This window comes from Niallia sp. FSL W8-1348, from assembly GCF_038006745.1.
GTDB classification, from domain to species: Bacteria; Bacillota; Bacilli; order Bacillales; family Cytobacillaceae; genus Niallia; species Niallia alba.
The window spans coordinates 2726729-2739636 of record NZ_JBBOVV010000001.1 but is presented as its reverse complement, the minus strand read 5'-3'; the positions used below and the strand labels follow the sequence as shown (position 1 = coordinate 2739636).

At 35.8% G+C, this 12908-nt stretch carries 10 protein-coding genes; 1 reads left to right on the top strand and 9 read right to left on the bottom strand.

All coding sequences use genetic code 11. The features are described 5' to 3' along the window. Nucleotides 1–87: 87 nt before the first annotated feature. The 7 genes from NST60_RS13075 to NST60_RS13045 all read right to left on the bottom strand — a co-directional run bounded on the left by NST60_RS13075 (nucleotide 88) and on the right by NST60_RS13045 (nucleotide 9044). Nucleotides 88–1548, bottom strand: coding sequence for an IS1182 family transposase (locus NST60_RS13075; RefSeq protein WP_341098173.1), 1461 nt, complete (start codon nucleotides 1546–1548; stop codon nucleotides 88–90). Between the two features lie 499 nt (nucleotides 1549–2047). Beyond that, nucleotides 2048–2665: a thymidine kinase gene (locus tag NST60_RS13070; RefSeq protein WP_016202504.1), complete on the bottom strand. Its 618-nt coding sequence runs from the start codon at nucleotides 2663–2665 to the stop codon at nucleotides 2048–2050. A gap of 481 nt (nucleotides 2666–3146) precedes the next feature. Further along, a complete protein-coding gene (rpmE, locus tag NST60_RS13065) occupies nucleotides 3147–3347 on the bottom strand; it encodes a 50S ribosomal protein L31 (protein WP_016202505.1) in 201 nt (66 codons plus the stop codon). Between the two features lie 216 nt (nucleotides 3348–3563). Beyond that, complete coding sequence (rho, locus tag NST60_RS13060) at nucleotides 3564–4838, bottom strand: transcription termination factor Rho (protein ID WP_016202506.1); 1275 nt, start codon at nucleotides 4836–4838, stop codon at nucleotides 3564–3566. Between the two features lie 815 nt (nucleotides 4839–5653). Beyond that, nucleotides 5654–6940: a UDP-N-acetylglucosamine 1-carboxyvinyltransferase gene (locus tag NST60_RS13055; protein ID WP_016202507.1), complete on the bottom strand. Its 1287-nt coding sequence runs from the start codon at nucleotides 6938–6940 to the stop codon at nucleotides 5654–5656. A 442-nt stretch (nucleotides 6941–7382) separates the two neighbouring features. Beyond that, nucleotides 7383–8240 (bottom strand): class II fructose-bisphosphate aldolase, encoded by an 858-nt coding sequence (locus tag NST60_RS13050; RefSeq protein ID WP_016202508.1) that lies wholly within the window; start codon nucleotides 8238–8240, stop codon nucleotides 7383–7385. A gap of 438 nt (nucleotides 8241–8678) precedes the next feature. Continuing rightward, complete coding sequence (locus NST60_RS13045; RefSeq protein ID WP_198013185.1) at nucleotides 8679–9044, bottom strand: response regulator; 366 nt, start codon at nucleotides 9042–9044, stop codon at nucleotides 8679–8681. A gap of 186 nt (nucleotides 9045–9230) precedes the next feature. On the opposite strand from NST60_RS13045, the gene NST60_RS13040 reads away from it, so the two are divergent. Then, nucleotides 9231–9761, top strand: a complete 531-nt coding sequence (locus NST60_RS13040) for a DUF2529 domain-containing protein (RefSeq protein ID WP_016202510.1) — start codon at nucleotides 9231–9233, stop codon at nucleotides 9759–9761. Between the two features lie 104 nt (nucleotides 9762–9865). On the opposite strand, the gene NST60_RS13035 is transcribed toward NST60_RS13040, so the two are convergent. Continuing rightward, nucleotides 9866–11470: a CTP synthase gene (locus tag NST60_RS13035; RefSeq protein ID WP_016202511.1), complete on the bottom strand. Its 1605-nt coding sequence runs from the start codon at nucleotides 11468–11470 to the stop codon at nucleotides 9866–9868. Between the two features lie 242 nt (nucleotides 11471–11712). Beyond that, nucleotides 11713–12294: a DNA-directed RNA polymerase subunit delta gene (gene rpoE / locus NST60_RS13030; protein ID WP_016202512.1), complete on the bottom strand. Its 582-nt coding sequence runs from the start codon at nucleotides 12292–12294 to the stop codon at nucleotides 11713–11715. Between the last annotated feature and the right edge of the window lie 614 nt (nucleotides 12295–12908).

The following is a 12908-nucleotide window of genomic DNA, read 5'->3' as shown; positions in this document are numbered from 1 at the left end:
TTTATTGCGTATCGGTTTTTCAGAATAAAAAGAAGGCACTTTCTGTTCGATTTTGAACAGAAAGTGCCTTCTTTCTTTGTCTATTTCTTACTCTTTTTCGTTTAATAGCGTCAATATTCGCTTGAGGTTCACTGCGAATATTGTTGTGGCTCCTTGAATTTCCATGCCAAATAGACCCGTAGACGATGCCGTATCGTACCCGTGTCCATTTTTTAACTCACTATTTTTTGCTTCCACTTTATAGCGCTCCTTCGCTAACTGGATAAATTTATCCGTTTGTTGAAAGGCCAATTGTTCTGCGTGTGTTTCGGATTTTAAGCTTACCGAATAGGTTTTACTTTTCGCACCTTCCTTGTAACATCCATCCCGTAATGGACATACCTTGCATTTTTCAATATCAAAATAATGTGTTTCTACTTGGTTTTTAGTTTGTCCCTTTTTACCAGTTCGTGCTTTTCGTACTGCTAAATGTCCTGCTTTACAAACAAATCGTCCGGCATCTTTGTTGTATTCAAATGTATCTTCTTCTTTTCGGTTACCTTCTGATATAGCTGGATTTAACTTTGAAACAAGTGCAATTTTTTCTTTTTTCGTATAGTCAATATTCGCTTTCTCTGAATAAGCTGTATCTCCAATTACCGTGTTTACTTCCATACCTGTTTGTTTACTTTTTTCGATCAATTCTTGTAAGTACTTCCCATCACTTTTTTCACCTGTCGTGATGACTGCGGCTGTAATAATTCGTTCATCACTTAACGCAATATGTGTTTTATAGCCAAAGAAAGAAGAGTCAGCTGATTTATGACCTTTTCGTGCATCGGCATCTGACGAATAGGAAAGGTGCACTTGGTAATCCTCGACAACTTCCTTTAACATATTTAAGCGTTCTTTGACAGCGGGTACTTGTGCGATTTTTGGTTCCTTTTCAATCACTTCCATTAATTTTTCACAGTAAGTTACTTCATCTTTTACATCATTAGTAGTATTTTTTGCAGGAAACTTTTCTTTCATCGATTCATCAATTTTATAGATTGCTTTTCGAACATTTTTGGATTTCTCTTGTAAAAACTCTTTTGGTGACTTTTGATTGTAACGTGCTTTTGAATGCGTGGCATCCACAATAATTGTGCTACTTTTAATGATGTTCTTTTCCAGTGCGATTTCAACGGTTTTCCCAATTAACATATCTAATAAACCGACATCTTTTAGACGCAGTCGACGGAATTTTGTCAGTGAACTTGGATCGATGACGTCATCTTCTGGCGCCATATCTAAGAAATATTTAAAGGACATATCGTATCTAGAACGCTCTACTAAATCAATGTCCGATACATCATGAATCGCCTTTAATAATAAATACTTGAACATACGGATAGGCGGAATCGCATTTCGACCATTATCTAAACAGTATTTTGTTTTTAACTCATCTAGAATAAAGGAAAAATCGACCAGTTCATTAATCTGACGAAGCATGTTATCTTTTGGCACGACGATGTCATAAATCTCCATGTATGGACTTAAATTGAGTGTTTCTTGGTTTGAAATCATGAGGAGCACCACCTGTATTTATTTATTTTAGTATACAGGAAAAATGGCGTTTTTTAGAGAAAAGATAGGTTTTCCGTGGTAATAACACTAGTTGATTGGAGTGGAAGGTGGCGACTCCTGCGGGAAAAGCGAGACAGCCGATACCCCGCAGGAGCGCAGCGACGAGGAGGATTGGCCTCGCCCGCGGAAAGCGTCCGCCTGGAACGGAAATCAACGGATTCCAAAAAAACGGGTAGATGAACGACAAATCGTTCATCTACCCGCTATGAAATCCCTATGAGGACTTTTTCAGTGCCCTCCTGCAAAATAAGATATTTCTATAATAGCACATACAAAAATATCTGTACAGTAACACGTTATGGTTTGTAGTTAGTGTTGTTATCTAATGTAGTAAATTGATAACCCTGTACCGCTGCTCTCTCTTAAGAATATTTACATTCAAATAAAAAGAAGCTCTTATGAAGAACGACCAATTCATTCTTCACAAGAGCCTCTTTTCTTATAATGCATTCGATGTATTATCTTTATTTGCCTTCTCCGAACTTCTAGGTACTTCATGATGGTGGCGACATCTTGGTTCATAGGATTCAGATGCCCCTACTAATATGATCGGATCTTCATAGCAAGCTGGTGCTCCATTAATCAATCTTTGCGTTCTGCTTGCTGGAGAGCCACAAACTGCACAAACCGCTTGAAGCTTTGTTACTAACTCGGCAATTGCCATTAATTCTGGCATTTTCCCGAATGGCTCGCCTCTAAAGTCTTGATCTAAGCCAGCACAAATTACCCGGTGACCACTGTTTGCCAGATGCTGAATAACATCCACAATTTCATCATCAAAAAACTGTACTTCATCTATTGCAACTATCTCTATATCGGAAGTCACATATTCAAAAATGTCGGCTGATTTACTAATAGGAATTGCATTTGTTGCTGTCCCATTATGTGAGACAACTGATTCCTCACTATAGCGGTTATCAATACTTGGTTTAAACACTATATACTTCTGCTTAGCAAATTGTGCCCTTCTTACACGACGGATGAGTTCTTCTGATTTTCCTGAAAACATACTTCCACAAATAACTTCAACCCATCCATGATGTTTCATTACATACATGAAACCGCTCCTTCCTAGAATAAAAACAACTTGTCTCTTTCCTTACTCTATTTATATTTTTTCTATTTAATAGTCAAAGTAGGATAATCACTACCAATATTCTCTCTTACATACTTTAACAGCTATTGATACTAATTGAAATAATATATTCGACTCAATCATCATTTTTTAACAGCATCTTGATAGAAAAACGGATAAAGTAAAACTTGCATCAGCGGGGGGTTTTCCTTTCTCCCCCACTGATGGTTAGTTGAACCAATCGGATCTTTACAGATAGTTAATCTCCCACCTAGCTTCCTCGTATTCTCAGAAGCTTAAGGGGGGAGTCTTACTGTCCGTTAAGAGTGGGATAAAAAAATACCATAAGATACTTAAGAATAAAAGTTATCAACTTACATTCATTCTTAAATATCCTATAATAGCCCAAAATAAAAACAGGCAAGGAGAAAAGTAACTTCTTGCCTGTTCTTGATATTTCATATTACTTAAGACCGTATTTTTTGTTGAAGCGATCAACACGTCCGCCAGCTTCAGCAAATTTTTGACGTCCAGTATAGAATGGATGGCATTCAGAACAAGTTTCAACTTTGATTTCTTTTTTAACAGAACCAGTTGTGAACTCGTTACCACAAGCACATTTCACCGTAATTTCGTTATAAGTTGGATGAATTCCTGTTTTCATTCCTTTTCATCTCCTTCCGCCCTGCAACTTTCGAAACAGAGTTATAAAACAATGCCATAAGCACTGTAATTGTTAAAACACATTGATTATATTATAACAAGGACATTCTTGTTTTGCAACACTATTAACACTGCATTGAATTTCCAAATAATGAAAAACCTTTACGTTTTTCTTTATCAAATGAAAGGTTAAAAACTTACCTGTATCTCTATTATCTTAAGAGCGTTTAGCAGTACCTGCTTTCATTTGTTCTCCAAGGATGGCAAAAAAGTCTTCATTGCTTTTTGTTTGTCTTAATTTTCTTAAGAACTTTTCAGCAAAGTCTGGTGAATCAGACATCGATTTACGAATAGCCCATAACTTGTCTAAATGCTCTTTCGGAATCAATAACTCTTCTTTACGCGTTCCAGAACGTCTAATATCAATAGCAGGGAATATTCTTCTTTCTGCCAATGCACGGTCTAGATGAAGTTCCATATTACCTGTACCTTTAAATTCTTCATAAATAACATCATCCATACGAGAACCAGTATCTACAAGGGCTGTAGCTAATATAGTTAAAGAACCACCCTCTTCTATGTTACGGGCTGCACCGAAGAATCGTTTCGGACGGTGGAATGCTCCTGGATCGATCCCCCCTGATAATGTTCTACCACTTGGAGGAATAACTAGGTTATAAGCACGTGCTAATCTTGTAATACTATCCATCAAAATAATTACATCACGCTTATGCTCTACAAGGCGCATCGCTCTTTCTAATACTAATTCAGCGACTTTAATATGATTTTCCGGAACTTCATCAAAAGTAGAGCTTACTACATCTCCACTTACAGATCTTTCGATATCTGTAACTTCCTCTGGTCTTTCATCAATTAGTAAAACAATAAGTTCCGCTTCTGGATGATTAGTTGTAATACTATTTGCGATTTCCTTAATAAGCATCGTTTTACCTGCTTTTGGAGGAGCCACAATAAGACCACGCTGCCCAAAACCGACTGGTGCTAGCACATCCATTATTCTAGTAGATACATTTCTCTGTGTAGTTTCTAAATGTATTTGTCGATTTGGATAAAGGGGAGTTAAGGCTGGAAAATGAACTCTTTCTTTAGCTGTCTCCGGATCATCGCCATTAACGGCTTCTACTTGAAGTAAACCAAAATATCTTTCGTTTTCTTTCGGAGGGCGGACTTTCCCCGAAACTTTATCCCCATTTCTTAAATCAAATCTTCTAATTTGAGACGCCGAAATGTATATATCCTGTGAACTTGGAGAGTAATTAATCGGTCTTAAAAATCCGAATCCTTCTGACTGAATAATTTCAAGAACACCTTCCATGAAGAAGTAGCCTTCTTGCTCTGCTCTCGCTTTTAAAATGGAGAAAATCAGTTCTTTTTTTGTCAACTTGCTATAATAGGCAACTTTATATTCGCGAGCTAATTCATATAACTCTTTTAATTTCATATTTTCTAAACTAGATATATTTAATCCCATTTTTACACCACTCTTTTATATTTTCAGTTATCCCTACCATTTATTTCGAAATGCGGGAAAGTTATTCTTCTGTTTGAGGCGAACGCTTTTTGTGAAGAGAAATTTTGATGCGAGAAATAATTAAAGTGAAGGATGGAAAAGAAGATTCCTACTTCTTCTCCAGCTATCGATAAATAGTATACTTTCATTTTTCTTATAGCTCTTTTCATAAGAATGGCTTCGAATATAAATTTATCTTAAGAGGAGTTTTTATTTTATCCTTCATGTTTCTAATGCTTCTACGAGAATCAATTAAAAGCAATCTCTATTTTACCTCCATCTACGAAAAATGTGCAACAAGAATTTTTCAACTGGCTTCTTGTTAACCCATAATGGAAGTGGAATATGGATAAAGACTCTTTATTATCCTTCTTTTTAGGATAGTTCGAAAAGGAAGGTATTGGAGGATGCTTAATGAATATTCCCGTTTTGGGAGGACATTGATTCTTTCATCAACGTAAATGAAAAAGGATGGTCCTAACATCCTTTTATAGTGAAATTATTACCTTTTTATACGTATCCGAATCTATTATATATTTTATTCTCTTCTATATTTTTGCACGGAACAGGGGAATGTCCTCCCCCGATTATCCTTTTTTCCTTTTAAAAAAGCAAGAATAGAAAAAAGTTAGACATATTTTACAACGGCTGTTTTCGTAAAGTTTATTGCCATTACCTGTAGCCAACCAATTCATTATTTCTAGAGAAACAACAATCTTTTAGAAAACAGCCTTACAATAAATGAATGTTGCATCGCAATTGCGTATTACTATGCATTAACCATTATTTATTTGTTGATATTCCTCTTCCGTCATTTTTTCACGCCATATTGTGGCACCTAAACCAGTGAGCTTTTCCACTATATGACTATATCCTCTATCTATATGTTCTAGACCAGTTATCTCCGTAACTCCATCTGCCATAAGCCCTGCTATAACTAATGATGCTCCAGCACGCAAATCGCTTGCCTTTACTTTCGCACCTTGTAAATGAACAGGTCCATTAATTATCGCAGATCGCCCCTCTACTTTTATCGTCGCATTCATGCGGCGTAACTCATCTATATGTTTAAATCTAGCACCATAGATTGTGTCTGTAACCATACTTGTACCATTTGTCTTGGTCAAGAGAGACGTGAATGGCTGCTGTAGATCTGTTGGGAATCCAGGATATACAAGCGTTTTTATATCTACAGGTTTAAGGGAGTTGTTTGAACTTACAAACACTTGTTCATCACTTGATTCAATTGAAACTCCCATTTCTCTCAATTTTGCAATAAGAGACTCTAAATGTTGAGGGATTACATTATCCACAACGACACCGTCTCCAACTGCAGCACCAATAATAATATACGTACCAGCTTCAATACGATCAGGAATAATAGTATGACGGCAACCGTGTAGATGATCTACCCCTTCAATCCGAATTACATCGGTTCCAGCTCCCTTAATTTTTGCACCCATATTGGTTAAAAGTGTTGCGACATCAATGATTTCCGGTTCTTTTGCTGCATTTTCAATGATGGTTTTCCCTTTTGCTCGTACTGCTGCCAGCATAATATTGATTGTTGCACCGACACTTACTACATCTAAATAAATTCTTGCTCCTCTTAACTCATCTGCCCGAAGATAAATGGCTCCTTGTTCATTTGTAACCTGTGCACCGAGCGCTTCAAACCCTTTAATATGCTGATCTATTGGTCTTGGTCCAAGATGGCATCCACCAGGTAATCCAATCACTGCCTTTTTGAAACGTCCTAACATGGCTCCCATTAAATAATAAGAAGCACGCAATTTTTTAACCTTTCCATTCGGCATAGGCATAGAGATCATAGAAGAGGGATCAATTGTTATATCAGACTCTGATATAGATACCGTTCCACCTAACTCTTCCATAATTTCTTTTAATATTTGAACATCTGAAATGTCAGGCAGCCCCTCAATTGTAACTGGAGATTCAGCTAAAATGGTTGCTGGAATAAGTGCAACTGCACTATTTTTTGCACCACTAACTCTAACCGTTCCTTTTAAAGGCGATCCACCTGCAATCATAAGTTTTTCCATTTCTAGCTCCCTTCTAAGCCAATGCAAAAGTACGAATTCTGCTATAGTTAATCAAGATGAGGCTTGGATGTAGAATCTTGTTTGAATTACTGTTACTTATTATACCAAATATTAAGACTTAATGGAAAAGTATCTATGTATGAACTTTCGTTCTCATTTGTTAATAAAGTGAAACTTCCATTAGTGGGGGTTTGGTTAGTTGAACCAATCGGACCTATACAGACAGTTGATCTCCCACCTATCTTCCGCGTATACTCATAAGCTGGAAGTGGATCTTACTATCCGTTAAGAGAGAGATAAAGTACAAACATTTTTAGTATTACCTATATAAAGCCCTCTAATACTTTAGACCACCCACTCTAAAGCTTTTTGGGATATATAAAAAAGAGGATATCTTTAAAGGGTATTCCCTAAAAAGATATCCTCTTTCATTTCATAACAATTATGCTTTATTTGAAGAACCGAATTCTTTGATTTTGCCGATTACTGTTGCTTTAATCGCATCACGAGCAGGTCCTAAATATTTACGTGGATCATACTCTTCTGGTTTAGCAGCTAATGTTTCGCGAACTGCTTTAGCAGAAGCAATTTGGTTTTCAGTATTAACGTTGATTTTAGCAGTTCCTAAAGAAATTGCTTTTGTGATATCTTTTGTTGGGATACCAGTTCCACCGTGTAATACTAATGGTAAACCAGTTAATTTACCAATTTCTTCCATTTCTTTGAAACCTAAGTTTGGCTCACCTTTATAAGGTCCGTGAACAGAACCTAAAGCAGGAGCTAATGTGTCAATACCAGTACGTTTAACAAGCTCCACACATTCGTTAGCATCAGCATAAATTACACCTTCAGCTACAACGTCGTCTTCTTGTCCACCAACAGTACCAAGTTCTGCTTCAACAGAAACACCTTTAGCATGTGCATATTCTACTACTTTAGAAGTAATTTCTACGTTTTCTTCAAACGAATGATGAGAAGCATCGATCATTACAGATGTAAAACCAGCATCAATTGCTTCTTTACATTTTTCGAAGCTTGAACCGTGATCTAAATGAATAGCAACTGGAACAGTGATATTATAGTCTTCGATTAAACCTTCAACCATTTTCACAACTGTTTTGAAACCAGCCATATAACGGGCTGCACCTTCAGATACCCCAAGAATTACTGGAGATTTTTCTTCTTCTGCAGCTTGAAGAATTGCTTGAGTGAACTCAAGATTATTTAAGTTAAATTGACCAACAGCATAGCCTTCTGCTTTTGCTTTGTTTAACATGTCTTTCATTGAAACTAAAGGCATATTTCTTCCTCCTTATTTAATGATCGTTCTTTGTTACAAGAGAATCTTTATTAAATTTCCCAAAGGAAAGTTGAATATGTATATAATACCTCAAGTAAACGAAAACGAATCATTCCTTTTAAACTCAATTGTAATCATACCAAAATTAAACAAGAAATGCTATCGTTCCAGCTTTTTTTTCTATTTTGTCACAATTTAGCATAATTTTTGACGAATGAAAGCACTTCAAAACTAGATACATTGGAAACTGGAGAAAAAAACACTGTAAATACCATCAATCTCACTATTCCAGATTGATGGCTGTTTTATTTCTTTGTAAAAAATATCACAGATTAATTTTCAAAAAATTATTAGTCCCTAACTAAAAACAAATATTTTAAGGATAAGAGATATCTTCTTCGTATCGTTTAGGTAATTAATATGTATATACTTGAGCAATTACTGATTAATGTATTTCTTAACAGCTTCTCTAAGATCATCAATATCAAACGGTTTAGCAAAATGCGTGAGTGCTCCAAGGTCTTTCGCTTCTTGAATCATATCAAGTTCTCCATAGGCAGTCATGATAATGACACGAATATCTTGATTAAGCTTTTTCATTCGTTTTAATATTTCAATTCCATCCATTCCAGGAATCTTCATATCAAGTAATACTAAATCTGGTAATTCTCTTGTCACTATTTCTAACGCCTGATTTCCATTTGCAGCTTGAAATGTTTTATATCCTTCCTTTTGAAAAACTTCATTCAAAAGGATTCTTATGCCGAATTGATCATCAACGATTAGTATTTTCCCTTTCATAATTGAACCTTCCCTTCTCAGTCGAGTTATGTATGTATTGTCTCGGTTTTATCATAGTTATCTTTCTACTATTTGGTCAACTTTTCCTGCTAATTCCCTTAAATTTTACCTTTTCCCTATATTTAATTATAATTATCTACTATATGAAGCGATTTACTGTTAATTTTTATAATAATGGAGGTTTTTCACGTGCTTAAAATGTTTTCCACTCAATTAAGTGGACTATTTAAAAGGTTACACGAAAAAGAAGAGGAGACAATCGAAGACAGCTCGAGATTATTAGCCCAAGCCATCGTGAGTGACGGAAAAGTTTACTTCTATGCAACAAATGAAATGGCTGGAGTGATAGAGGAGGCGACAAAAGGAATGGAGCCAATGCCAAATGCAGTAGAATGGACAGGCGCATCACTTGATCTTATTACTTCTAATGATCGTTTCATTCTGTTTTCTCGCACCAATGAAGAAGAAGAGGTAAATCTTTTTGCCAAACAATTACACGAGGCTCAAGTTCCCTTTATTTCTATCTGTTCGATTACCAACCCTGAAATAGAATCATTGGTTGACTTAGCGGAAGTTACTATCAACTTAAAACTCACTAAAGGCTTATTGCCTGATGAAGAAGGAAATAGATACGGCTACCCCTCTTTAATTGCGGCTCTCTTTATTTATCACGGCATTAAGTTTACAACCGATGAAATTTTAAAGGAATACACTATATAATAGGAAGAAACATAACGCTAAGCGTTAGAAAAGATCACAAAAAGAGGTTATTCCAAATGGAGTAACCTCTTTTTTAACAGTTAAGACAGTATAAGTTTTCTTTATTATTTTTCCGCTAGGCGGATAGATGCACCAACAAACTCACGGAATAGCGGTTGTGGACGAGTTGGTCTTGAAATAAATTCTGGGTGGAATTGAGATGCAACAAACCAAGGATGGTCTTTTAACTCAACAATTTCCACTAAACGGCCATCTGGGCTAGTTCCAGAGAAAATAAATCCTGCCTTTTCCATTTCTTGACGATATTGATTATTAAATTCATAACGATGGCGATGTCTCTCATAAATTACTTCATCTTGATAGGCTTCATAAGCTCTTGTTTCTTCTTTTAGTTTACATGGATATAAACCTAAGCGAAGTGTTCCGCCTAAATCCTCTACATCCTTCTGTTCAGGTAGAAGATCGATAACTGGATGAGTAGTCGCTTCATTAATTTCAGAAGAATGAGCATCCTTCCAACCTAAAACGTTACGTGCAAATTCGATAGAAGCAACCTGCATTCCTAAACAAATTCCTAAGAAAGGCACTTTTTGTTCACGTGCATATTGTGTTGCTAATATCTTTCCTTCAATTCCACGATCTCCAAATCCGCCTGGTACAAGGATTCCATCTGCATCTTGTAGTAATTCTTGGACATTTTCTTTCGTTACATGCTCTGCATTAATCCAATCAATATTGATATCGGCATCAAATGCATAACCAGCATGTTTTAATGCTTCTACAACAGAAATATAGGCATCTTGTAGTTCTACATATTTACCAACAAGTGCAATTTTTGTTGTTTTAGAAAGATTACGTACACGATCTACTAATTCAATCCATTCTGTCATATCTGCTTCTTGGCATTTTAGCTTTAAATGGTCGCATACAATTTGATCAAGGTTTTGCTCTTGTAATGCTAGAGGAATCGTATATAGTGTATCGGCATCACGACACTCAATAACCGATTTATTGTCTATATCACAGAATAACGCAATTTTGTCTTTCATATCTTCAGAAATTGGTTTTTCTGTTCTTACAACAATAACATTTGGCTGAATTCCCAAGCTACGCAACTCTTTTACACTGTGTTGAGTTGGCTTTGTTTTCATTTCCCCTGCAGCTTTAATGTAAGGTACTAATGTACAATGAATATACATAACATTATCGCGGCCAATATCACTTTTAATTTGGCGAATTGCTTCTAAGAATGGTAATGATTCAATATCCCCAACCGTTCCGCCAATTTCCGTAATAACCACATCTGCATTTGTTTCACGCCCAGCTCTATATACACGCTCTTTAATTTCATTCGTAATATGTGGAATTACTTGAACCGTACCTCCAAGATAATCTCCTCTTCGCTCTTTTCTTAAAACAGTAGAATAGATCTTTCCTGTTGTAACGTTATTATATTTCGTTAAATTGATATCAATAAAACGCTCATAGTGTCCTAAGTCTAAGTCTGTTTCTGCACCATCATCTGTTACAAATACTTCTCCGTGCTGATAAGGACTCATCGTACCTGGGTCCACGTTAATATACGGGTCAAACTTTTGAATCGTTACACTTACACCACGGTTTTTCAGCAAGCGACCAAGAGAAGCTGCTGTAATCCCTTTTCCTAGTGAAGATACTACTCCACCTGTTACAAAAATATATTTTGTCATTATATAATCCCCCTTGATTTAAGTTTGCTCCAATTCCTCTTTATTTAAGACGAATTAACTAATTTTTTTAGAGGGGTATGAAACGATTGCTATTAACTTCCTTACTAAAAAATAAAAAGCGCTCCACTTACTTTCTACAAGTAAGGGAGCGCTATATTTAGCGAATTTAAGTTCGTTCCTCTTTTTAAGGAGCCCAAAAAAGATTTTACTAGCAACGACTGTAAATGTCAAGAGTAGAAGAATTATTTATCTTCATCCTCATCATCTTCAAATTCGTCGTCTTCGTCTTCCTCTTCCTCCTCATCTTCGATTTCATATTCTTCTTCTAAATCTTCGTCGAAGTCTTCGTCTTCCTCTGACAAATCGTCATCCAATAGATCGTCGTCTTCCTCTTCATCCAAATCGTCATCCTCATCTAGAAGTTCTTCATCATCTAGATCTGCATCAAAGTCATCGAAATCGTCATCATCTTCCTCTAAGCTATCAAAATCATCGAAGTCATCATCGACAGCTTTTTTAGCTTTCTTCTTCTTCGGCTTTGTAACAGTTACAACGTCTTCCTCTGATTTATCTACTGGATACCATAAACGAAGTCCCCAACGATTGTCACCTAGTGATAAAAAGCGACCATCAATATTAACATCTGTATAAAATTGTGCTATTTTCTCGTTAACTTCTTCTTCACTTAGTCCTACTAACTTTGCTACTTCGTTCATTAGTTCATTAAATGCATAAGGTGTTTTGCCACCATTCATTATTTCATATGCTACATCAATTAGTGACATTTCTTTTAGTTCTTCTTTTGTGTATTTGTCAACACTCATTCTTTCGCACTTCCTTTCATATTCTACTCAATCCCCTTCCTGAAAGCTTGGACCAAAATTCAGGTGGAAGTTTCATGTGTCGGGAGTTTATTATTTTTTATACATCTTATTGATCTTTTAACAAATCAATCTAATTACCTGTCTACTTTTAGTAGGCTCATTTTAAGAAAGGAAACCTTTACTAAATAGTAAAAATACATATTCTCCATTATAAACAAATTTTAGGTGAATATGCTAGTTCTAGTTAAGGTTTATTTAACTTTTCTTTGAAATAGAAGGTTTCCTTCCTTTTGGTGGTTCCTTTTTGACTTGCTTGTTTATTTTTAGCTAGGCGAAAAAACAGAAGGGATAAAAGAAAAAAACCAATCGAGCCTAATTGATGCTTATAAAGAATATAAAAGATTCCTAAAAATAGGAGCAGTCCTATTAATATCAAAAGTTTCCGCACCTTTCATCCATCCCAACCTAAATAATTGATTATTCTTACTTCTAGAATAACGATTATAGCAAGTAAAGTGCAAGTCTCTTCTTTATTTTCCCCTTAAAATTATTATCACATTGAAATGAATGTGGATGAACGTTTCTAGATCCTTCTTGTTTAAGTGTTCCTCTTC